Origin of the sequence: Solwaraspora sp. WMMA2059 (assembly GCF_027497315.1) — a bacterium.
GTDB lineage: Bacteria > Actinomycetota > Actinomycetes > Mycobacteriales > Micromonosporaceae > Micromonospora_E.
Genome location: NZ_CP114908.1, coordinates 918,389 through 941,421, shown reverse-complemented (window position 1 = coordinate 941,421; position 23,033 = coordinate 918,389). Strand labels below are relative to the sequence as shown.

Below are 23,033 nucleotides of genomic sequence, written 5' to 3'. Positions count from 1 at the left end.
CAGCAGCAGGAGGACGACGACCATGCACCGGGCACTGATCATCGTTGACGTACAGAACGACTTCTGCGAAGGCGGCTCGCTCGCGGTGGGCGGCGGCACCGACGTGGCGGCGGCGATCTCCCGGAGCGTCGCCGAGGCGCCGCAGCGGCGGTGGCGGCACGTGGTGGCGACCAAGGACTACCACGTCGATCCCGGCGCGCACTTCGGCGACCCGCCGGACTTCGTCGACACCTGGCCGGCGCACTGTGTGGTGGGCACCGGCGGGGAGGAGTTCCATCCCGGGCTGGCCGTCGACCGGATCGAGGCGGTCTTCCGCAAGGGCCGGCACGCGGCGGCGTACTCGGGCTTCGAGGGCCACAGCGACGACGGCATCGGCCTGGCCGACTGGCTGCGGGAACGCGGGATCACCGGGGTCGATGTGGTCGGCATCGCCACCGACCACTGTGTACGGGCGACCGCGCTGGACGCCGCTCGGGCCGGCTTCGACACCACCGTACTGCTCGACCTGACCGCCGGGGTGGCCCGGGACACCACCGAGGTGGCGATGGACGCGATGCGGGCCGCCGGGGTGACGTTGACCGGCTCCCCGGTACTGCGCCCGGCCTGACCGGCCACCGGCCTGACCGCGCCGGCCGGGGCCGGACCGCAGGTCGGGCTGGCCGGCGCGGATATCGGCTGGCCGGCGTCGTACCCGGCGGGCATGATGCCGGCCGGAGGTAACACCGACTGATGAACCTGACTCCTTACCGGCAGGCGCTCGCGCTGCCCGGTGTGGCCCGGCTGCTCGCCCTGTCGGTGCTGGCCCGGATGCCGAACACCGCCGCCGGAGTGGCGCTGACCCTGTACGTCGTGCTGGACCAGGGCCGGGGGTACGGCGCGGCTGGTCTGGCCGGTACCGCGTTGACCGTCGGGGCCGCGATCGGCGCACCGGTGCTGGGCCGGCTGGTCGACCGGCGTGGACTACGTCCGGTGCTGGCCGTCTCGGCCGCCGCCCAGGGCGTCTTCTGGGCCGTGGCGCAGGCGCTGCCGTACCCCGCGTTGCTGGTCGCGGCGGTCGTCGCCGGCCTGCTCAGCCTGCCGGTGTTCTCGGTGATCCGGCAGTCGCTGGCCGCACTGGTCCCGGCGGAACAGCGCCGTCCGGCGTACGCCCTGGATTCGATGTCGGTCGAGCTTTCCTTCATGGTCGGCCCGGCCCTCGCGGTGCTGCTCGCCACCGCGGTCTCCCCCCGGATCGCGATGGTCGCGGTCGGCGCCGGCCTGGTCGCCGCCGGGCTGGCGCTGTTCGTCGTCGACCCGCCGATCCGCGCCCGGCACGAGGAAGCTGACCGAGCGGGCGTCCGGATCACCCGCCGGGACTGGCTGACCCCGCAGTTGCTCGGGGTCCTCGCGGTCGGCACGGCGTCGACGCTGGTGCTCGGTGGCACCGACGTGGCGTTGATCTCCGCGCTGCGGGAGAGCGACCAGTTGGTCTGGACCAGCGTCGTGCTCGCCGGCTGGGGGGCCTACTCACTGGTTGGCGGGTTCGCCTACGGAGCGACCCGGCGTGCGGTGCCGCCGGTCGGGTTGATGGTCGCGCTGGCCGCCGCCACGGTCCCGGTCGGGCTCGGGGCCGGGAACTGGTGGACGCTGGGGCTGGCCTTGGCCCCGGCCGGGCTGCTCTGCGCGCCGACGATCGCCGCCACGTCCGACGCGGTCGCCCGGCTGGCCCCGGCGGCGGTACGCGGCGAGGCGATGGGCCTGCATGGTTCGGCAATGACCGTGGGCATGGCCGTCGGGGCGCCGCTGACCGGTGCGGTGATCGACGCCAGTACGCCGACGTGGGGTTTCGTGGCAATCGGCGCGGCGGGGCTGCTGCTGGCACTGCCGATGGTCGCCATGCAGTTGCGCCGCCGGGCGATGCTGGACCGGGTGCCGGCCTGCGGTGACGGGCTCCCAGAGGCACGACGCGGCCCCGGGCGGAATGCGCCCGGGGCCGCGTCGTAGACCGATCGTGGGTAGTGCCAGCCGGTGGGTCAGCGCCGGTCGACGTTGCTGGCGGTGTCCTCCTGGTACGTGGCGCCGCCGTCCGACTCGCTGGTCAACGGCTTGGCACCGCCCTCCGGTGGCCCGGCGACCGAGTGGTGTCCGGCGGCCAGCTCCGGGAACTTGAGGTCGAACGCCGGCCGCTCAGAGCGAATCCGGGGCATCCGGTCGAAGTTGCGTAGCGGCGGCGGGCAGCTGGTCGCCCACTCCAGCGAGTTCCCGTGCCCCCACGGGTCGTCGACCTCGACCAGCGGTCCGGTCTTGTACGACTTCCACACGTTGTACAGGAACGGCAGGGTGGAGATGCCGGTGACGAACGAGCCGACCGTGGAGATCATGTTCAGCGTGGTCCAGCCGTCGATCGCCTGGTAGTCGGCGTACCGGCGGGGGAAGCCTTCGGCACCGAGCCAGTGCTGCACCAGGAAGGTGGTGTGGAAGCCGACGAAGGTCAGCCAGAAGTGCACCCGGCCCAGCCGCTCGTCGAGCATCCGTCCGGTGAACTTCGGGAACCAGAAATAGATGCCGGCGAACACCGCGAACACGATCGTGCCGAACAGCACGTAGTGGAAGTGGGCGACGACGAAGTACGAGTCCGAGACGTGAAAGTCAATCGGCGGGCTGGCCAGCAGCACACCCGACAACCCGCCGAAGAGGAAGGTGACCAGGAAGCCGATCGACCAGAGCATCGGCGTCTCGAAGCTGATCTGCCCCCGCCACAGGGTACCGATCCAGTTGAAGAACTTCATGCCGGTCGGCACGGCGATCAGGAAGCTCAGGAAACTGAAGAAGGGCAGCAGCACCGCGCCGGTGGCGAACATGTGGTGCGCCCAGACGCTCATCGACAGCGCGGCGATCGCGATCGTCGCGGCCACCAGGCCCTTGTAGCCGAAGATCGGCTTGCGGGCGAAGACCGGGATGATCTCGCTGATGATACCGAAGAACGGCAGCGCGACGATGTACACCTCGGGGTGGCCGAAGAACCAGAAGAGGTGCTGCCACAGCAGTGGCCCACCGGTCTCCGGCGCGTACACGTGGGCACCGAGCATCCGGTCGGCGGCGAGCGCGAACAGCGCGGCGGCCAGCAGCGGGAAGACCATGATCACCAGGAGGCTGGTGACCAGGATGTTCCAGGTGAAGATCGGCATCCGGAACATGGTCATGCCCGGCGCGCGCAGGGTCAGGATCGTGGTGATCATGTTGACCGCGCCGAGGATGGTACCCAGACCGGAGATCGCCAGTCCGACGATCCACATGTTGGCGCCGACGCCCGGGGAGTGTTCGACGCTGCTCAGCGGGGTGTACGCGAACCAGCCGAAGTCGGCGGCGCCGCCCGGGGTGAGGAAGCCACCCATCGCCAAGGTGCCACCGAACAGGTACAGCCAGTAGGCGAAGCTGTTCAGCCGGGGAAAGGAAACGTCCGGCGCACCGATCTGGATCGGCGTAACGTAGTTGGCGAAGGCGAACACGATCGGCGTCGCGAAGAACAACAGCATGATCGTGCCGTGCATGGTGAACAGCTGGTTGTACTGCTCCGGGGAGAGGAACTGCATCCCCGGCTGGGCCAGCTCCGCACGCATGATCAGGGCCATCAGGCCACCGATCATGAAGAACGCGAAGGCGGTGATCATGTACATGATCCCGATCTGCTTCGCGTCGGTCGTGCGCAGCAGCCGCGCCATGGCCGAGCCGCGGACCGGCCTGCGGACCGGGAAGGGCCGGCTGGCGATCGGCTTCGGTGCGACGGTGGTCACGAATGGCCTCCGGTTCTCGTCAATCCCACGGCGCCCGGGTTGATGATCCGCTGGCCGTGCCTCGCAGGCAGGATAGTCCCCGTTCACCGCCGGTCCGCACGCCGGGTGCCCGGACGGCTGCGGGCCGCCGGGCGGTTCACACCGGGTCGAGTCACACCGGGTCGAGTCACACCGGGTCGACGAGCAACCGGTAGTGCTCCTGGAAGATCGTGCCGCCCTTGGCGCGCAGCACCGGGTCGCGCAGGGCCGGGGCGACGTCGCGGGTCCGGTCCCGGTCCCGGGTCCGGTCCAGGACCCACTGGGTACGCGGCCGACGCCGGCTCTCGTACCTGGCGAGCGCCTCGACGACCGACGGCGCGGCACGCAGCTCCTCGGCCAGGACCAGCGCGTCCTCGAACGCCATCGCCGCCCCTTGGGACAGCGTCGGCGCGGTCGCGTGGGCGGCGTCCCCGACGAGCACCACGTTGCCCCGGGACCAGCCGCTCAGCTCCACCTCGTCGGTGACGGCCACCTGCACCTTCTCCACCGCGTCGAGGACCGCTCGCACCGGCCCACCGTAGTCGCCGAGGAGCTGGCGGAGCCGGACCAACGGGTCGGCGGGCGGGGCGGAGCCGGCCGGCAACGGCTCGTCGGCGTAGAGGTAGACCCGGCCGTAGCCCATCGGGGCGAGCGCGATGCCGGACCGTTGCCCGAGCAGTGCCGTCCACTCGGTGATCTCCGGACCGCCACTGACCACGCTGCGATAGGCGATCTGGCCGACCGGGTGCGGCGCGCCGCCGATCTCGGCGAGTCGACGGACCGCAGACCGGCGCCCGTCCGCGCCGACGATCAGGTCGTACTCGGCGTAGGAGCCATCACCGAAGGCGACCTTGGTGGTCTCGTCACCGACCTCCACGTCGCACACCTCGGTGTGGTACCGCACCTCCCCGCCGGCGCCGGTGAGCAGCACCTGGTGCAGGTCCGCGCGGGGCAGCGCCCGGCACTGCCCGACCCCCTGCCACAGCTGTTCCAGATCGACCGAGCACAGCTCGGCTCCGGTGGCGTCGAGGAATCGCTGCCGCCGGATCACCGCGCCGAGCGGACGCAACGGATTGTCCAGCCCGAGCTCACGCAGCGCGCGGATGGCATTGCCGGGTAGGAAGATCCCGGCACCGGCGACGACAGTCGGTGCCAGCTTCTCCACCAGCTCGGGCCGAATGCCGGCCAGCCGCAGTGCTCGGGCGACGGCCAGCCCGGCGACGCTGGCACCGACGATGAGCACGCGCACGGGTGGTTGAGCCATGGTCCGCGCCGCCTCCGGGGGAATAGACACTCATTGAAGCCAAGAGACTACTGCCAGCAACGCTGCCCGCGGTAGGCCCATCCCACCCTGTTCGCTCCACGCGAATGCCACCCGCCACGGCGCCAGGCAACATCCATTGGTGGAAATCTTAACGGCTTACCGGTGCCGGCGGGACCCTCAGCGCTGCACCCTTGCCCCACCGCCACCGGCGAGCGCCGCCACCTCTTTGAGGCTGGCCGTCGAGGTGTCTCCGGGGGTGGTCATCGCCAGCGCTCCGTGCGCGGCACCGTACTCCACCGCGACCGCCAGGTCGCCCAGCTCCAACAGGCCGTAGACCAGGCCGGACGCGAAGCTGTCGCCGCCGCCGACCCGGTCCAGGATCTCCAGGCCCGGCCGGTGGGTGGCGGACACGAAACCGGTCGGTGCCGACCAGGCGACCGCACCCCAGTCGTTCACCGTCGCGGAACGCACCGTACGCAGCGTCGTCGCCACCACCTTGAAGTTCGGGTACGCCCCGGTCACCTCGGTGATCATCCGCTGGAAGTTGGCGACCTCCAGTTCGGTGAGGCGCTCATCGGTGTCCGGTACGGCGAACCCGAGACTCGCGGTGAAGTCCTCCTCGTTGCCGATCATGACGTCGACGTAGCCGGCCAGCCGCCGGTTGACCTCCTGCGCCCGGGACTGTCCACCGACCGCCTTCCAGAGACTGGGCCGGTAGTTCAGGTCGTAGGAGATGATCGTGCCGTGCCGGCGGGCGGCCGTCATCGCCGCCTCGATCGTGTCCGGTGTGGTCTGCGACAGGGCCGCGTAGATGCCGCCGGTGTGCAGCCAACGCACGCCGAGGGTGCCGAACAGGTGGTCCCAGTCGACGTCGTCGGGGCGTAGCTGGCTGGCCGCGCTGTTGCCCCGGTCGGAGGTGCCGACCGCGCCGCGCACCCCGAAGCCGCGCTCGGTGAAGTTGAGCCCGTTGCGGACGGTCCGGCCGATCCCGTCGTACGGCAGCCAGCGCACGTACGCGGTGTCGACGCCGCCCTGCAGCACCAGATCCTCCAGCAGGCGACCGACCTCGTTGTCGGCGAACGCGGTGACAACTGCGGTACGCAGGCCGAAGCAGCGGCGCAGGCCCCGCGCGACGTTGTACTCGCCACCGCCTTCCCAGGCCCGGAAGCTGCGGGCGGTGCGCACCCGTCCCTCCCCCGGATCCAGCCGCAGCATGACCTCGCCGAGCGAGACAAGGTCGTAGCGGCACTCGGTGGCCGGCCGGGGGTGCAGCGGGGCACGGTCGGCGGGGTGCTGTTCGGCCATCTCACGACTCCTCAGTCAAAGGTCGGACCGGTCCTGGTCGAGGTCGGGCGGGTCAGTCGGCGGCGCGGGCTGGCGGGTCAGTCGGCGGCGCGGGCGGCGGCGACCGCGGCGGCGGTCAACCGGGTCACCTCGGCCCAGTCGCCGGCGTCGAGTAGGCGGGGGGCGACCATCCAGGTGCCGCCGACGGCGAGGACCGCCGGGTGGGCCAGGTAGTCCGCGACGTTGCCGGGGCTCACCCCGCCGGTCGGGATGAACCGCACCGACCTGAACGGCGCGGCGAGCGCCGAGACCATGCCCACCCCGCCGAGCTGTTCGGCCGGGAAGAACTTGACCGTGTCCAGCCCGGCGTCGAGGGCCATCTGAATCTCGGTGGCGCTGGACACCCCGGGGAAAACCGGCAGGTCGAGCTCCTGGCAGCGACGGACGACGGCGGGTCCGAAGCCAGGGCTTACCACGAATCGGGCACCGGCGTCGACGGCCCGGTCCACCTGCTCGACGGTGAGTACGGTGCCGGCGCCGACCAGCATGCCGGGGTGCCCGGCCATCGCCGCGATGGCGTCCGCCGCCGCCGGGGTGCGGAAGGTCACTTCGGCGGTACGCAGTCCGCCGGCGAGCAGCGCTTCGGCCAGTGGCGCGGCGCCGGCCGGATCAGCCAGGACGACCACCGGAAGAATCCGCCCCGCGCCAATCACCGAGACGACGTCGCCGCCGTGGTGCGCGCCCCGGTCGGCCTCGCGACCGGCCGACTCACGTTCAGCATCATGAACATCGGTCACGTACGTGACCATACTCGGCGGTACATCGCTGTCAACCGGGTGCGACGCTGGTTAGAGTGACCGCCATGGCGGCGCAGGAGGGTTTCCAGCCGGTGAAGTCCGCCGGCCGGACGTTGGAGGTGCTGGAGGCGCTGGCCGCCACCCCTGACCGCCGGTCCCTCGGCGAACTGACACGGGTCCTGCAGATCCCGAAGAGCAGCCTGCACGGAATTCTGCGCACGATGATGCACCGTGGCTGGGTGGAGACCGATCCCACCGGCACCCGGTTCGGCCTCGGCGTACGGGCGCTGCAGGTGGGCGCGGCGTACCTGGCCGCCGACAACGCGGTCAGCCTGCTGGACGGCGTGCTCGACGCGCTGGCCGGGCAGTTCGGTGAGACCGTCCATCTCGGCCGGCTGGACGGCCCGCACGTGGTCTACCTGGCCAAGCGCGAGTCGGTGCACCCGCTGCGGCTGTACAGCGCGATCGGCCGACACCTGCCGGCGCACGCCACCGCACTGGGCAAGGCGCTGCTCGCCGAACATCCGGACGACGTCGTCGACCAACTGCTGAGCTGGCCGTTGCGCCGGATGACCCGGCGAACCATCACCGACCCGGCCACCCTGCACGCCGCGCTGGCCGAGGTCCGCGCCCAGGGCTGGGCCGTCGACCGGGAGGAGAACGCTGAGGGGATCGTCTGCCTGGCGATGGCGATGCCACTGCGGCGGCCGGCCGCCGACGCGATCAGCCTGTCCGTCCCAGCGACCCGGATCGACGCCGCCGGCGAGGCCCGGATGGTCGAGGCACTGCGGGCCGCCGCCGACCAGGTGGCCGCCGCCCGCGGGCTGATCTCCCGCTGATTCTTTTCATACATGTCGATGTGATCTACCATCATGGGAGCGCTCCCGCGACGTTGGTTCCTACCCGCCGTCTCCACGGACACAAGGAGAACCATGCGACGTCCGATCCGCGCCGCCGCCGCAGCCGTCCTGCTGCTCACCGGCGGCCTCGTCACCGTGGTCGCCGCCACACCAGCCCAGGCCGACACGCGAATCTGCGAACAATACGGCAGCACCACCATTCAGGGCCGCTACGTGGTGCAGAACAACCGCTGGGGCACCACCGCCGAACAGTGCATCAACGTGACCGACACCGGCTTCTCGGTGACCTCGCAGCAGGGCAGCTCGCCGACCAATGGCGCGCCGGTGTCGTACCCGTCGATTTTCTACGGCTGCCATTACACCAACTGCTCTCCCGGCACCAACCTGCCGATCCAGGTCAGCCGGATCAGCAACGCGCCGACCAGCATCAACTACCGGTACGTCGGTAACGGGACGTACAACGCCTCGTACGACATCTGGCTCGACCCGACCCCGCGCACCAACGGCGTCAGCCAGATGGAGATCATGATCTGGTTCCACCGGCAGGGCTCCATCCAGCCGATCGGCTCGCCGGTCGGCAACGCCACCGTCGCCGGCCGCAACTGGCAGGTCTGGACCGGCAGCAACGGTTCCAACAACGTGGTGTCCTACCTGGCCCCGTCGTCGATCACCAGTTGGAGCTTCAACGTGCTCGACTTCATCGCCGACGTCCGGGCCCGAGGGCAAATCACCAACTCCTGGTACCTGACCAGCGTCCAGGCCGGCTTCGAGCCGTGGAACGGCGGCGTCGGCCTCGGGGTGACCTCCTTTTCCGGTTCGGTCTCCACCGGCGGCGCCCCGCCGACCACCGCCCCGCCGACCACCGCCCCGCCGACCACCGCCCCGCCGACCAGTCAGCCGCCCGGTGGTGGCGGGTGCCGGGTCAGCTACACGGCGAACACCTGGAACAACGGCTACACCGCCGACGTACGCGTCACCAACACCGGTGGTGGCACCATCAACGGTTGGACGTTGGCCTACCAGCTGCCGGCCGGGCAGACGGTCGGCAACTCGTGGAACGCCACCGTCACCCAGAGCGGATCGTCGGTGACCGCCCGGAACGTGGGCTGGAACGGCACGCTGGCGCCGGGGGCGACCACCTCGTTCGGTTACCAGGCCAGCTACAGCGGCAACTACTCCTCACCGAGCAGCTTCGCCCTCAACGGCACCACCTGCACCACCGGCTGATCCGCGAACGCCGGGGCCGGCCTCGGCGGGGGGTGAGGCCCCCTCCGCGGCCGGCCCGCACCGCCCGGGGTGTCGTGGTCTCAGTCGCGCAGGGCGTCGACTGTGGCCATCTCCTCGGCGGAGAGGGTGAAGCCGAAGACGTCGGCGTTGCCGCGGATCCGCTCCGGAGTGACCGACTTGGGAATCACCACGATGCCGTGCTGGATGTGCCAGCGCAGCACCACCTGGGCGGCGCTCACCCGGTGGGCCGCGGCGACCCGCACCAGCACCGGGTCGTCGAGGTCGGTGTTCTTGAACGGGCTGTACCCCTCCAGCACCACCCCGCGGTCACGGTGCTCGGCCACCGTACGCGGATCGTGCATCGCCGGCGCCCACGGCACCTGGTTGACCGCCGGCACCACCCCGGTCCGCTCGGTCAGCTCGTCGATCTGGTCGAGGCCGTAGTTGGAGACACCGATCGCCCGCACCGCACCGGTGTCCCGGTGGGCGACGAACTCGCGCCAGGTCGGCACGCCGGCACCGCCGGCCGGAGGCCAGTGGATCAGCCACAGGTCGACGTACTCGGTGCCCAGCGCGGCCAGGCTCACGGCCAGCGTCTCCGCCTCCCGCCCGACCCGATCGGGTGGCAGCTTGGTGGTGACGAAGATCTCGTCCCGGGCGATTCCGCTGTCCTTGATCGCCCGGCCGACCTCGGCCTCGTTGCCGTACATCGTGGCGGTGTCGACGTGCCGGTAGCCGGCGTCCAATGCCGCTCGGACCGCCCGGTACCCGGCGTCGCCCGACGCCTGCCAGGTGCCGAACCCGAGCAGCGGCATCCCGATCCCGGACGGCAAGGTTGCCACAGGTTGCTCACCATGCGTTGCCATCCTCCCCGCCTACCCCCTTCAACCTGCACGTATTCCTTGACCGGACGACTCATCGTCCGGTAGCCGACAGACCCTACCGCCGTCTGCGACAAGGGCACATGCTGTTCACCGCGCGTACATTCGTCGTTACCACCCCACCGCTGGCGGTGGTTTCTGCCTGGCCGACGGCCCGGCGGGAGATTGACCAGGACGGAAGAATGAGCAGTATCAGCACCGCCCACACGGCCATCGCGAGCATCCCGGTCACGGACCGGCTACCGGCCGAACAACTCACCGAACGCACGCCCGCCGACCTGTGGCACATGGCCAGAGCCGTGCTCGACGCCAACTGGTCGCGCAACCACACCGTGCCGTCGCGCACCCTCTACCCGCACCAGTGGAGCTGGGACGCGGCGTTCATCGCGATCGGCCTGGCCCGGATCGACCCCGATCGGGCCTGGCACGACCTGCGCAGCCTGTTCCTGGCGCAGTGGCCGGACGGACGGGTCCCGCACATCGTCTTCGACCCGGACGTCGCCGAACGCGACTACTTCCCCGGACCGGGATTCTGGCAGGTACCGCTGCGCCGCCCCGGGCACCCGGACGGCACCGGCATCGTCCAGCCGCCCGCCCACGCCGTCGCCATCTGGGAGATCTACCAACGGGCACCGGGGCCGCAGGCGGAAGCCGAGCTGCGTTGGTTCTACCCACGGCTGGTCGCCGCTCAGGACTACCTGTCGAGCAGTCGCGACGTCGGCGGGGACGGGTTGGCCAGCATCGTGCACCCCTGGGAGTCCGGCCTGGACAACAGCCCGGCCTGGGATGCGGCGCTGTCCGCCGTACCGGCCGACCTCGGCGTGCTCGTCGGGCGGCAGCGGCATGACAACCGGGTGGCCGCAGCGTCCCACCGGCCGACCGATGAGGACTACGCCCGGTTCGTCGCGCTGGCACTGGCGTACCGCGACGGCGGCTACCGGGACGACGAGCTGGCCGCCCGACACGACTTCGTGGTCGAGTGTCCGACCTTCAACGCGTTGCTGGCCGCCGCCGAACACGCGCTCGCCCGGATCGCCGCCGTGGTCGGCGCAGATCCAGCGGTCCACCTGGACCGCGCCGCGCGGATCACCCGGGCCGTCGACGACCAACTGTGGGATCCGCGGACCGGCATGTACCACGCCCGGGACGTCCGGACCGGACGGCTCAGCCCGGCACGCTGCGTGAGCGGACTGGTCCCGCTGATCCTGCCCGGCCTACCGCCCGACCGGGTCGCGGCGCTCGTGGCTACGGCCGAGTCGCACCGGTTCGGGCTGTCAGCGTCGATGCCGGTGACCAGCTACGACCGGGCCGCCGTCGACTTCGACCCGGTGCGGTACTGGCGCGGACCGGTGTGGATCAATATCAACTGGCTGCTCCGTCGGGGACTTCGTGAGCATGGCCATCTGGATCAGGCCGAAACTCTGCGTGACGCGATGCTGGAACTGGTTCGCCGGTCCGGTTACTACGAGTATTTCCACCCGGAGACCGGCGACGGGGTCGGCTCGGCGGCATTCAGCTGGACCGCAGCGCTGGTGCTCGATCTGCTGGGCGAAGGCGAGGCTCCGCCGGTCGGCGGTCCGATCGATTAGCAGTTACCCGATAGTAGGGGAGCCGCGTCGACCAACGCCGATCCGACAGTCTGCCCGATACCAATACCCATTCGGCTGACCACCCGCAGATGCCGTTGATTACGACATAAGCTGCATATAAGACAGAAAACGGTTACTGATCAACAGATTCTCACTGTTCGTAGCCACCTTCTCACGGTGGGTCGAGTCGACCGTACGGTGCGCAACTGGCGTCCTCACGGATGGTTCCGGCCCGCCGGCAGGACATCTATCTTTCCCTGCCGGTGGGCCGCACGAACGACGCGATCCTGCGCACTCGACGCTGTCCGCCGTTTTTGCTGCTACCGCCAGAGGGGTGGGCGATGCAACCCGCACACGATGCCGCACGGCGACCCGGACAGGACGCCGTAGGCCGAAAGCGATGGCTCGACGGGGCGTTGCTCCGATCAGTCATCACCGTATTGATGCTCGTGCCGATCTGTGTGCTGTTCACCCAGTTGTGGCGCGGCACCTCGGCGGACATCGCCTTCGCCGAACGCGAACGCGAGGGTGTGGCGTATCTCGGCGCGCTCAACGAGTTGACCGTGGCCCTGGTCGACGCGCAGTCAGCTGCCGTCGCCGGTCAGCCGGTCAACGACGAGGCGCTGCTTCGGGCCCTCGATGCGGTCACCGAGGTCGACCAGCGGATCGGCGCGTCGCTACGAGCCCAGCAACGGTGGGCGACGCTGCGCTCCGCCGTGGAATCCCTGTCGGGTCGGCAGTTCAGCCGGCCGACCGAAGCCTTCGACGCGTACCGCCAGGCCACCGACCTGCTGCTGGCCCAGTACGACAGGATCCGGGAGAGCTCGAACCTGACGCGTGACCCGGAAGGCGACGCCTACCACCTGCAGGACGGCGCGGCCGAAGAGTTGCCGGAGGCGATCGTCGCCACCGGACGCTTCGCGGATCTCGCGGTGCTGCTGCCGACCCGACCGGCGCAGGACCGGCCACTGGCGTTGGTCGAACTGATCAGCGCGGTCGGCGACGTGCTCTCCCCCGCAGGCGACCTGGCCGACAACGTCCAGGCCGCGGTGGAGAGCACCGACAGCCGGACGATGAGCAGCAACCTGCTCACCCAGGTCGACCGGTTCCGGCGCAGCATGGACACCATTGCCGCGGCCGCCGCCGCGCTGAAACCCGCGGATGTCGTCTCGGGCGACGGGTCCGCCGGGCCGGGCGGCGGGGCAGCGCTGCCCGACCTGGATCCCCTCGTCGGGCTCCGGGTCGATGCCCAGGTGGCGGCGGCCGAACTCACCGGCACCATGCTGGCCGAGCTGGACAATCTGATCACCGACCGGATCAGCACCCTGCAACGCAGCCAGTGGGTCTCGGTCGGCGCCCTGGTGGTGGCCTTCGCTCTGGCCGTAGCCCCGATGGTCATCGCCTACCTCGTTCAGCCCGGTCGCCCCGGTGCCGGCAGTGGCGGCCATGTCGGGGTCGGCCAGCCGTTGGAACCGGTTGAGCCCGGTCCCGACACGGCGGACCAGCCGACCCGCTGGCCGAAACTCGACCCGACGGCGCACGGCGGCGCCCCCGCCGGCACCGCCGACCCGGGCACCGGACGATGGGGGCCGACCGTTGCTGCTCGATAGGCTCCGGATCCGGGGAAAACTGGCCCTGCTGGTCATGATCCCGCTGATCGCGGTCGCTGCCCTGGCGGTGCCGATCGTGATCGACCGCGCCGCGCTGGCCGGCCGAGCCGCCGACACGGTCCGCACCGTGCAGACCGGCGGCCAGATCGGCTCGCTCGCCCAGGACCTGCAGCAGGAGCGTCTGCTGGCGATCGGCTACCTGCTGGACAGCGTGGATCGGTCCCGACTGGTGTTGCAGGAGGCGGCCGTCACCGACCGGGTCGCCGACCTCCGGGCGGAGCTGGGTGACCACCTCGGCACCGAACTGGCCGCAGCGGTCGACGCTGTCGACGACCTCGCTGAGGTCCGGTCCGCGGTACGCGACCGCACGGCAACCAGCGATCAGGTGATGACCACGTACGGCGATCTCATCGAGCGGTTGATCGATGGATTGAAGCTGGTCGACTCGGCCGACGTCGCCACCCCTGAGGGACGCCAGATCGTAGCGTTGGACGCCGCGCTGCGGCTGGATGCCGCGATCAGCGCCGGAGCGACTCACATGCTGCTGGTGGTCGGATCCCGCGATCCGCAGTCCGCCACCCGGTACGCGATGAGCCTGGTCGCCGCGCAGGAGAACGCCGCCCGGTTCAGCCGATTCGCCACCGCCGATCAGGTGGCCCTCTACAGCCTGGTCGAGGAGGCACTCGACCAGCGGCTCGGCAGCGGGTTCACCGCCACCTCCCAGGCCGGCGCGCAGGACGGCTTCACAGTCGACCCGACCCAAGCGTTGGCCGGCCTGTCCGTAACCACGTTGTTCCCGGCCCTGGAATCGCTGATCGCCCTCGGCCGGTTCGTCGAACGCAAGATCGTCATCGACGTCACAGTCGACGTGACCCGACGGCAGGAACAGATCCTGTTCATCGCGTACAGCGTGGTGGCTGGTGCGCTGCTGGTCCTGCTGGCGGTCGTCGCGTTGAGTCTGTACGTGGCCCGGTCGGTCGCCCAGCCGCTGGCCAGGCTCACCTCCTCGGCCGACCGTGTCGCCCGGATCGCCGAGGCGGAGCTGGTACGGGTGGCCGATGACGAGTCGGAACGCCCCGACCCGGTGCGCCTCGACCCGGTCGAGGTTTCCGCCACCGACGAGATCGGCGATCTGGCCCGCGCCTTCGAACGGGTACAGCAGACCGCCGCCCGGCTCGTCGAACGACAGGTGTCGAGCCGACGCAACGTGGCGCAGATGTTCGGCCACGTCGGACGGCGGACCCAGAACCTGGTGAGCCGCCAGTTGGCGATCATCGACCGGCTGGAGCGGGAGGAGACCGACCCGCGCCGGCTGCAGCATCTCTACCGGCTCGACCACGTCTCCAGCCGGCTGCGGCGCAACGCCGGCAGCCTGGTGGTGCTCTCCGGGGCGACCGGCGCCGAGGAGCACATGGCCCCGCTGCCGGTCTCCGACGTCATCCGGCTCGCTCTCGGCGAGATCGAGGAGTACACCCGGGTCGACGTGCAGGCACCGGCCGGGTACGCCCTGCAGCCGTCGGTCATCGCCGACCTGGTGCTGCTGCTGGCCGAGCTGATGGAGAACGGCACCGTCTTCTCCCCACCGCACACCCGGGTGACCGTGGCCGCCGGACCGCTCGACGACGGCCTGCGGGTCAGCGTCATCGACCGTGGGCTCGGGCTGTCCCCGGCACGACTGGCCGAGGAGAACGCCCGGCTGACCCGACGGGAACGGCTCGACCTGGTACCGACCGAGGTCCTCGGCCTGTTCGTGGTCGGCCGACTCGCCCGCCGGCATGCGATGGCCGTCGAGTTGACCGCAACGCCGGGCGGCGGGGTCACGGTGACGGTCGACCTGGGACCGGACCTGATCGTGCCGGCCACCGGCGCCCCTGGACGGGCCGTGGCCACCGGTCCCACCGGCCGGCCACCAGCGGTCGCGCCCACCATCGCGCCGCTGCCCGGCACGGTCCCCGCCAACGCCGTGCTGATTGGCACCGCACCGGGCGGTCCGCCCGGAGACGGTCCGTCCGGAGACAGGCCGACGGCCGTGACGCCGGCGGCCCCCGGCGGACCCCGTCTGGAACGGACCGTCGCCCGGGCCAGCGTCCGCACCGGCGTGCCGGACGGCTCCGGCGCTGGCTTCGACTCGTCGGCGGTGCAGCGGGCCACCCGGTCGCTCGGCACCGGAACCCCGTGGAACGCGTTCGGCACCGCAGCGGCCGGGGCCGGTGCCCCGGCCGCCGGCTCCGACACCACTGCGGCCGGCACGGGTACGCCAGCGACCGGCACGCCGGCCGAACCAGCCAGGGCACCGGATCAGCCGGCGGCAGCCCCCACCGCCGAGCCGGTGGGACGTGGGCCGCTGCGGCAACGCGTTCCCGGTGCCCAGCACCCGGTCGGCGGCGGACCGGCGGCGCTCAGCGACGCACCGGCCGACCCGGTCGCCGCACGGGCACTGCTGGAGGAGTTCGAGGCCGGGGTACGGCGGGCGCAGCGGGAGGTGGCGCAGGACCCGACGGTCGCCAGGTCGGACCGCCTCACCCAGCGGGTGCCCGGCGCGAGCCTGCCCGACCCGCCCCCGGCCAGCGCATCCCCCGGCAAGGGCCAGCCCTGGCCGCCGGACCCGCAGCAGGCCAAGGAGTCCCTGGACGAGTTCGAGACGGGCGTTCAGCGCGCGCTCACCGAGATCACCACCACCTTCCAGCACGGCAGCAAAGGAACCAACGGATGAACAGTCCCTACACGCCGGACACCGCGGAACGCCCGACGACCCCGGCCGGCAATGGCAGCGGCTCGCTGAGCGCCGAAGCGCAGACCTTCAACTGGTTGCTGGACTCGTTCACCTCCAGCACCGCCGGTGTCCGCGAAGCCATCGCGGTCTCCTCCGACGGACTGCTGATGGCCATGTCCGCGATTCAGGACCGGGCCAATGCCGAGCGGCTGGCGGCGGTGGTGTCCGGCATGACCAGTCTGGCCGGTGGTGCGGCGAACTGGTACTCGCTCGGCACGTTGAACCGGGTGGTGGTGGACATGGCCGACGGCTACCTGCTGGTCAGTTCGATCAGCTCCGGGTCGGTGCTGGGGGTGATCGCCGACCGCTCGGCCAGCCTCGGCACGGTCGCCTACGAGATGACCCTGTTCGCCGGGCGCGCCGGTGGCCCGCTCACTCCCCGGCTGATCGCCGAGTTGAAGAACTCCGTCCAGTCGTGACCCGACCGCCGTACGGGGCGGACGAGCCGGTCGATCCGCAGCCGCGCATCCGCCCCTACCTGCGTACCCCGCCGTCGGGTGACACCCCGGCGGCGGGCGGGGGTCCGCCCGGCGTCGGCGGGTCCGACGGCGGCGTGCCGGACCGGTCGGACGGCGACGCCGCGGCGACGACGCTGCGGCCGTTCGTGCTGACCGCCGGTCGGGTAACCGGGGCGGACCCGGACATCAACCTGGAGACGCAGGTGACCGCGCGGGTTCCGGACCCCTTCGACCCCGGCCCCTCGGGATCCGGCCTCGCCCCTGAACTGCGGGCGATCATCTCGCTCGCCGCCGACCCGATCTCCGTCGCGGAACTCTCCGCCCGGCTGGGGCTGCACCTGGGGGTGACCCGGGTGCTCGTCGGCGATCTGCGCGCCTCCGCCCATCTCGACGTCCACGTACCCGACGTCGACGCCCCTGCCGATGCCGACACCATCCTGCGAGTGATCCGTGGACTACGTGCCATCTCCTGACCGGCCGACCGCCGGACCGCCCCCGACAGCCCGGCACCGCGCCCCACCCCGGACCGCGCCGATCCCGGTCAAGATCGTCGTGGCGGGTGGCTTCGGGGTGGGCAAGACCACCACCGTCGGGGCCATCTCCGAGATCGTCCCGCTGACCACCGAGGCGGAGATGACCGCCGTCTCCGTCGGGGTCGACGACCCCGGCCCAGAGTCCGGCAAGACCACCACGACCGTCGCGATGGACTTCGGCTGTGTCACGATCGACCAGAGTCTGAAGCTGTATCTGTTCGGCACCCCGGGTCAGACCCGCTTCGGGTTCATGTGGGACGACCTGGCCCGGGGGGCGTTGGGCGCACTGGTCGTGGTGGACAGCTCACGCCTGGACGACTGCTACCCCGCCGTTGACTACTTCGAACGGGCCGGGCTGCCGTTCGTGGTGGGAGTAAATACCTTCCACGGCCGCCTTGGTCATAGCATTGACGAGGTCAAGTGGGCGTTGGCGACCGGCCCGGCCGTTCCGGTCGTCGCGTACGACGCCCGCGACCGGCTGTCGGTCCGAGACGCCCTGCTGGTGGTCCTGGACCGGGCGCTGGACCGAGCGGTACGGAGTCAGCCATCCTGAGGTGGTAGCAGAGGAGGACAGATGCGTGGTGACCTGGACGACGCGCTCGCCCGGCTCGCCCGACGCGACCAGCTGCAGAAGCGGGTCAGCCAGGGCAACGACCGGACGGCGTCGGCGGCGCACGAGATCGCTGCGGCGGTCCGGCAGGTGGTGGAGCGCCACCCTGGGTTGACCGCCACGGTCCACCTCGCCCACGGCGGTCAGGCCGTGCAGCTCACCGTCGGCAACCGGGACGGCCGGGTGCAGGTGACGGTCGACGGCGGTACGCCTGCGGTCGGGCCGAACCCGCCGTCCGGCGACCCGGCGGCGCCCGGGGTGCCGACCGCCGGGCGTCCACCGGAGTGGCCGCCACGCGGACAGCCCACCCAGGACGGTCCAGCGGCCCGCCTGGCGGAGCTGATCCGACGCGATCCGTCACTGCTCAACGGGGCGACGGAGGGCTGAACCGGCCCCGCCGGCGGGTGGCCGAGGTACCCGGCGGAGGCCGCCGTCACGACGTGGGCGGCTCGTCCTGGCCGGACTCCTCCGCCGCGTCCGCCTCCTCCTTGGTGTGGTGTACCGCACCGTCGGCGTGCTCCGGCGGGCCGTAGACGGTGTAGAGCACCAGTGGATTGGGACCGGTGTTGACGAAGTTGTGTTTGGTGCCGGCCGGCACGGCGACCAGGTCCCCGGCGGCGACGGCCCGCCGCTCGCCGGCCACCAGCGCTTCGCCGACACCGCTGACGAAGGTGAGGATCTGGTCGATGTCCTCGTGGACCTCCTCGCCGATTTCGCCGTCCGGCGGAATGGTCATGATCACAAGCTGGGAATGCTCACCGGTCCAGAGCACCCGGCGGAAATCGGTGCTCTGCTCAGCGACGGTGGCGATCGTGAAGTGCTGCATACCACTCAAGGTACCCAGAACCGGCCGTCGGTACGCGTGTTGCCGTGCACACGGCCGACCACTGCGTGCGCCGAATCAGCCGGCCAGCCGGCGCGCGCTGGGTCAGCCGGCCAGTTCGACGACCGCCTCGACCAGCAGCCAGCAGCCGAACACGAAGAACAGCGCGGCCGCCCCGTACGCGATCACCCGTTCGGGAAGCCGCCTGCCGAGCAGCCGGCCCACCACGATGGCCAGTGCGTCGGCCGCGACCATGCCGAGCGTGGAGCCGAGCCAGGTGCCGAACCAGCCGTGCCGGGTGGCCAACGTGATCGTCGCCAGCATCGTCTTGTCCCCCAGCTCGGCGAGGAAGAACGCGGTGAACACGGCGATCACCGCCGTCCTGGTGGTCCGCTGCGCCCGGCGGGACTCCTCGTCGGTGAGGGTGTCGCCGCGCAGCGTCCAGAAGCCGAACCCGATGAACGCCAGCGCGGCGGCCAGCGCGATCCAGCCGGTGGGCAGGGCCACACCGAGGCCGTACCCGAGGGCGACCGACACCAGGTGCACGACGGCGGTGGCAGCAGTGATACCGACCAGCACCGGCCAGGTCCTGAATCGGGTGGCGAAGGTCAACGCCATCAGCTGTGACTTGTCGCCCAGCTCGGCTACGAAGATCACGCCGAAGCTGATCGCGGTCGCGGCAAGGAAGCCGTCCATGGTGCCTCTCATCCGGTCGGGGCCGGATCGTGGCACGCGGACCTCGACCCGGCTGCTGAAGCCTGGGTCGAAGGTCTCGCCCACCCGACGTACCGCCGGGTCGCCGCAGCCGGGTGCGCAGCACCAGTGTGTCGACCGCGATGTTGGGAGCTACTCCCCTTCGCAGTCGCCGAGTCTAGCCGCTCCAGCAGCGACGATCGCAGTTGGTGACCGAACACACGGGGGCGGGTCCACCAACGCGACCAGTTTCCGTTACGTTCACCCCTGTCCGTGGCGTACCGCGCACATCGCCCAGGGTGGACGTGACGGCGGCACTCACGGACACTGTCCCGGAACTTCCAGGACGATCAATCGCCGGACTGCTGTGGTGAGGGCGGGAACATGACCGAGCCGATCATGGTGGTCGATGTCGGCACCTCGGGCACCCGGGTGGCGCTGGTCGTCGCCGACCAGACGACCCTGGTCAAGGAGCCGGCCAGCGGGGCGACCAGCTGGCCGTCGTCGGTGTGTCTGGCGGACGAGGGATTCCTGGTCGGCACCCCGTCCGAGGTACGTAAACGGGCCATGCCGCGGCGGTACATCGACGGGCCACGCCGGGCCGTCGACGCCCAGGCCGCCATGTGGCTGGAGCACCGTGAGGTCACCGGCGCCGAGGCGCTCACCGTGTACCTCACCGTGGTCGCCAACGAGACCCGCCAACTGTACGGGGGCCAGATCGACCGGCTGACCCTGTCCGTGCCGGCGGACTACCTGCCCGGCGACCCCCGCCGGGACACGATGCTCGCCATCGGTGAGGCCGCCGGGTTCCGCGACGTGGAGCTGATCGACAGCGCGGTGGCGGCGGCGCTGGACCCGACGACCGGCGACAACCTGCCGGCCGGCGCTCTGGTGCTGGTCTGCGACCTTGGCGCGACCTGGACCGTCGCGCTGGTGCAGGTGTACGGCAGCCACACCGTCCAACTCGCTCAGCAGACCAGCCCTGCCGGGCAGGAACTCGACGCGCTGCTCATCAACGACCTGCGCACCGAGGGGCGGGCCTGGCTGGAGCCGATGCTCGCCGCACCCGGTGACGCCGGGCTGCGCGCCTACCACGAGGCGATCGACTTCGCCCGCCGACTCAAACACCAACTGGTCGACGCCGACGAGGTGGTCGATCACCTCACCCCGCTCACGCCGCCGTACCGGCTGACCCGGGCCTGGCTGGACGCGTTCGCCGAACCGGCGCTGCGCTGGCTGGTGGAGGGCGCCGCAGGTGTGCTGGGCGCGGTCGGCGCCGCACCGGCCGACCTGGCCGCAGTGGTCGTCGCTGGCGGCAACGCCTACCTGCCGGCGGTCCACACCACGTTGCGGTCCGGCCTCGGCATCATCGACGCCGGGTCGCCGGGGCCGCTGCGCTGCGGCTCGGACCCGGAGCTGGCGGTGCTGCGCGGCGCGGCCCGGTTCGCGGCCGGCGCCAGCGGCCGCACCGTCACCGCCGAGCCGCAGCGGTGGCGCACCGAGCCGACCTCGTGGGAGATCCCGGGCGGTCGGGCCCGGCTGCTGCGCTGGTGCGTACCGCCGGGCGAGCCCTACCCGGCCGGGGCGGTGCTCGCCCACGTCCGTACCCCCGACGAGCGGGTCTTCGAGCTCACCGCCGCCCAGCACGGCCGGCAGTTGGGCCAGCAGGCGTACCCGGGCGACCTGGTCGGCCCGGTCCTGGTGGTGGCTACCGCGAAGGACGCGGTGGCCCTGCAGCGCCAGCCGCCACCCCGGCGGCGGCACCTGGAGTCCACCGGTAGCTGGCTGCTCACCCCGGACCGCGAGCATCTGGTGGAGTGCGACCCGGCGGCCCGGCTGGTCCGGCTCCGGGCGATCGCAGACGACACGGTCCGCGCCGAGTTCCGTCCGGAGCACACCGCCGGCGCGCAGCCGACCGGCCGGGTGTTCGTCGACCCGGATGGCCGGCTGGCGGTGGTGGCCTGGGCCACGGATGGGTTCATCTCGGTGTGGGACATCGAGACCGGCAAGATCAGCGCCCGGTTCCACGACCCGGGCGGGCCGCACCGGGTGCTGATCGACGAGATCGGGTGGCGGGCGGCGGCCGAAGGCCGGGCGAAAGCCGTGGGCCGGTCCCGGCGTACCGCGACGACCCTGTGGGATCTGCGTACCGGCACCCACATCGACCGCATCGTCGACGACCGGTGGGAGCAGCGGATGCCGGAGTTCGCCGACCACAGCCGGCGGGAAGGGTTCGGCACGGCTGCGGTCAGCGCCGACGGGCAACTACGGGCCGTGGTCGCCGACGCGCTCGACGGCATCGCCGCAGTGGTCCTGCAGGACACCTCGACCGGACAGGAGCTGTTCCGGGTGCTGGGCGGCACCGGGCAACGGGTCCGGGTCGGGTTCAGCGCCGACAGCCGGCACCTGCTGGCCAACTGGGAGTCCAACGAGCGGAGCCTGATCGATGTCTGGGATGTCTGACCAGCCCGTCCTGGTGGTCGACTTCGGCACCTCCTCCTCCGCCGCGATGGTGGTCACCGGTGAGACCGGTCAGCTGGTGCCGGACCCGGTCACCGGTGCGCCGACCTGGCCGTCCGCCGTGCACTGGGACGGTCAGAGCATGATCGTCGGCGCGCTGGCCGAGCGGCGGAAGCGGTCCGAGCCGACGGCGTACGCCGCCGAGTTCAAACGCGGCATGGCCGCCGACGTGCCGATGATGCTCGGCGACCGCCGGTTCCGGCCGATCGAGCAGGTCGCGGCGGTGCTGACCGCGCTACGGGTGGAGGCCGAGCGGCGGTACGGCGCGCCGGTGCACCGGACGGTGGTGACGGTCCCGGCGTCGTACGACCCGGACGACCCGCGCCGCGCACAGATGATCGCCGCAGCCGAAGCGGCCGGTCTCGGCCCGGTCGAGCTGTTGCCGGAGCCGGTTGCGGCCGCGTTCGCCCCGGTCGCCGGCCCACCGCCGGTCCCCGGCGAGCTGGTGCTGGTCTACGACCTGGGCGGGGGCACCTTCGACACCGCGTTGGTGCGCATCGACGAACGCTGGCACGAGGTGCTCGGACACGCGGCGATCGACGACTGCGGCGGCCGGGACATCGACTCGCTGTTGGCCGGCAGGATCCACGCCGACGGGCAGCAGTGGCTGGCACCGCTGCTGGCGAGCGCGGCCGCCAGCCAGTCCGCACCGGCCACCCTGCGGCTCGGCATGGCGGTCACCGACTTCGCGAACCGGATCAAGCATCAGCTCAGCGACACTCCGGCGGTGGAGGACTTCCTGCTGCCGGACACTCCGGCGTACCGGCTGACCCGGGCGGACCTGGCGCAGCTGGTGGCTCCGCTGCTGGACCGGACGATCGCCTGCTGCCGGCAGATGCTGGCCGCTGTAGGGGTGCCACCGGCCAGCATCGGATCGGTGCTGCTGGTCGGCGGCGGGGCCCGGATGCCAGCCGTGGCCCAGGCGGTGCACGACGCCTTCCAGCGCCCGCTGCGTCAGGTGGAGCAGCCGGAACTGGCGACCGTGCACGGTGCCGCCCGATGGTTGCCGCGCAGCGGCCCGCGGACCATCCGGGCGTCGACGGAGACCACCGGAATGGTTCCGCTGTCGTTCGGCATCCCGGGCGGGTCCGCGCGGCTGCACCGCTGGCTGGTGGTGCCGGGTCAGCCGTATCCGGCGGGCACCCCGCTGGCCCGGGTCCGGCTGCCCGGCGGCGCGCTGTGGGACCTGGTGGCCGCGACACCGGGCACGCTCGACCGGCTGCTGGTGCCGCCCAGCGCCGAGGTCGCCAGCCACCAGTGGCTGGCGCTGGCCACCGGCTGAGGCGACGGGTCAGCGGGCGGTGATCAGCCGGAACAGGG

General features: G+C 71.4%; 20 protein-coding genes. 13 read left to right on the top strand and 7 right to left on the bottom strand.

From position 1 onward, the window contains the following. Positions 1–22 precede the first annotated feature (22 nt). Both O7553_RS04370 and O7553_RS04365 read left to right on the top strand, forming a co-directional pair. The gene (locus tag O7553_RS04370) at positions 23–607 is read left to right on the top strand and encodes a nicotinamidase (protein ID WP_281553585.1); all 585 of its coding nucleotides are present in this window, start codon (positions 23–25) and stop codon (positions 605–607) included. A gap of 122 nt (positions 608–729) precedes the next feature. Then, on the top strand, positions 730–1,983 hold the full coding sequence (locus O7553_RS04365) for an MFS transporter (RefSeq protein ID WP_281553584.1): 1,254 nt from the start codon (positions 730–732) through the stop codon (positions 1,981–1,983). A 29-nt stretch (positions 1,984–2,012) separates the two neighbouring features. On the opposite strand, the gene ctaD is transcribed toward O7553_RS04365, so the two are convergent. The 4 genes from ctaD to eda form a co-directional block, all read right to left on the bottom strand. Continuing rightward, positions 2,013–3,773, bottom strand: coding sequence for a cytochrome c oxidase subunit I (gene ctaD, locus O7553_RS04360; RefSeq protein ID WP_281553583.1), 1,761 nt, complete (start codon positions 3,771–3,773; stop codon positions 2,013–2,015). A 166-nt stretch (positions 3,774–3,939) separates the two neighbouring features. After that, positions 3,940–5,055: an FAD-dependent monooxygenase gene (locus O7553_RS04355; protein WP_281553582.1), complete on the bottom strand. Its 1,116-nt coding sequence runs from the start codon at positions 5,053–5,055 to the stop codon at positions 3,940–3,942. A gap of 177 nt (positions 5,056–5,232) precedes the next feature. After that, positions 5,233–6,360 carry a sugar kinase gene (locus O7553_RS04350; protein WP_281553581.1) on the bottom strand — a complete coding sequence of 376 codons (1,128 nt, stop codon included), beginning with the start codon at positions 6,358–6,360 and terminating at the stop codon, positions 5,233–5,235. A 77-nt stretch (positions 6,361–6,437) separates the two neighbouring features. Next, positions 6,438–7,136, bottom strand: a complete 699-nt coding sequence (gene eda, locus O7553_RS04345) for a bifunctional 4-hydroxy-2-oxoglutarate aldolase/2-dehydro-3-deoxy-phosphogluconate aldolase (RefSeq protein WP_281553580.1) — start codon at positions 7,134–7,136, stop codon at positions 6,438–6,440. Positions 7,137–7,201: 65 nt separating this feature from the next. On the opposite strand from eda, the gene O7553_RS04340 reads away from it, so the two are divergent. Together O7553_RS04340 and O7553_RS04335 are read left to right on the top strand one after the other, a co-directional pair. Next, positions 7,202–7,975 (top strand): IclR family transcriptional regulator, encoded by a 774-nt coding sequence (locus O7553_RS04340; RefSeq protein WP_281553579.1) that lies wholly within the window; start codon positions 7,202–7,204, stop codon positions 7,973–7,975. Between the two features lie 93 nt (positions 7,976–8,068). After that, positions 8,069–9,223: a cellulose binding domain-containing protein gene (locus O7553_RS04335; RefSeq protein ID WP_281553578.1), complete on the top strand. Its 1,155-nt coding sequence runs from the start codon at positions 8,069–8,071 to the stop codon at positions 9,221–9,223. An 80-nt stretch (positions 9,224–9,303) separates the two neighbouring features. On the opposite strand, the gene O7553_RS04330 is transcribed toward O7553_RS04335, so the two are convergent. After that, positions 9,304–10,038 carry an aldo/keto reductase gene (locus tag O7553_RS04330; protein WP_281555465.1) on the bottom strand — a complete coding sequence of 245 codons (735 nt, stop codon included), beginning with the start codon at positions 10,036–10,038 and terminating at the stop codon, positions 9,304–9,306. 248 nt (positions 10,039–10,286) lie between these two features. Between O7553_RS04330 and O7553_RS04325 the strand changes: the two genes are divergently transcribed. The 7 genes from O7553_RS04325 (at position 10,287) to O7553_RS04295 (ending at position 18,064) form a co-directional block, all read left to right on the top strand. After that, positions 10,287–11,693, top strand: coding sequence for a trehalase family glycosidase (locus O7553_RS04325; protein WP_348650106.1), 1,407 nt, complete (start codon positions 10,287–10,289; stop codon positions 11,691–11,693). Positions 11,694–12,136: 443 nt separating this feature from the next. Continuing rightward, entirely contained in the window at positions 12,137–13,303 is a 1,167-nt protein-coding gene (locus tag O7553_RS04320; protein ID WP_281553577.1) for a hypothetical protein, read from the top strand. Next, positions 13,290–16,016 (top strand): nitrate- and nitrite sensing domain-containing protein, encoded by a 2,727-nt coding sequence (locus O7553_RS04315; RefSeq protein ID WP_281553576.1) that lies wholly within the window; start codon positions 13,290–13,292, stop codon positions 16,014–16,016. The genes O7553_RS04320 and O7553_RS04315 overlap by 14 nt, the downstream gene beginning before the upstream one ends. Next, positions 16,013–16,495: a roadblock/LC7 domain-containing protein gene (locus tag O7553_RS04310; RefSeq protein ID WP_281553575.1), complete on the top strand. Its 483-nt coding sequence runs from the start codon at positions 16,013–16,015 to the stop codon at positions 16,493–16,495. The genes O7553_RS04315 and O7553_RS04310 overlap by 4 nt, the downstream gene beginning before the upstream one ends. Next, entirely contained in the window at positions 16,492–17,007 is a 516-nt protein-coding gene (locus O7553_RS04305) for a DUF742 domain-containing protein (protein ID WP_281553574.1), read from the top strand. Before O7553_RS04310 ends, O7553_RS04305 begins: the two co-directional genes overlap by 4 nt. Beyond that, positions 16,994–17,620, top strand: coding sequence for an ATP/GTP-binding protein (locus O7553_RS04300; protein ID WP_281555463.1), 627 nt, complete (start codon positions 16,994–16,996; stop codon positions 17,618–17,620). Before O7553_RS04305 ends, O7553_RS04300 begins: the two co-directional genes overlap by 14 nt. Positions 17,621–17,641: 21 nt before the next feature. Next, positions 17,642–18,064, top strand: coding sequence for a hypothetical protein (locus O7553_RS04295; RefSeq protein WP_281553573.1), 423 nt, complete (start codon positions 17,642–17,644; stop codon positions 18,062–18,064). 46 nt (positions 18,065–18,110) lie between these two features. Here the strand turns inward: O7553_RS04295 and O7553_RS04290 are convergent, their stop codons facing one another. Further along, positions 18,111–18,503, bottom strand: a complete 393-nt coding sequence (locus tag O7553_RS04290) for a cupin domain-containing protein (protein ID WP_281553572.1) — start codon at positions 18,501–18,503, stop codon at positions 18,111–18,113. 102 nt (positions 18,504–18,605) lie between these two features. Next, complete coding sequence (locus O7553_RS04285; protein WP_281555462.1) at positions 18,606–19,196, bottom strand: TMEM165/GDT1 family protein; 591 nt, start codon at positions 19,194–19,196, stop codon at positions 18,606–18,608. A gap of 381 nt (positions 19,197–19,577) precedes the next feature. On the opposite strand from O7553_RS04285, the gene O7553_RS04280 reads away from it, so the two are divergent. Then, positions 19,578–21,656 carry an Hsp70 family protein gene (locus O7553_RS04280; protein WP_281553571.1) on the top strand — a complete coding sequence of 693 codons (2,079 nt, stop codon included), beginning with the start codon at positions 19,578–19,580 and terminating at the stop codon, positions 21,654–21,656. Then, on the top strand, positions 21,649–22,995 hold the full coding sequence (locus tag O7553_RS04275; RefSeq protein ID WP_281553570.1) for an Hsp70 family protein: 1,347 nt from the start codon (positions 21,649–21,651) through the stop codon (positions 22,993–22,995). Before O7553_RS04280 ends, O7553_RS04275 begins: the two co-directional genes overlap by 8 nt. Positions 22,996–23,033 lie beyond the last annotated feature (38 nt).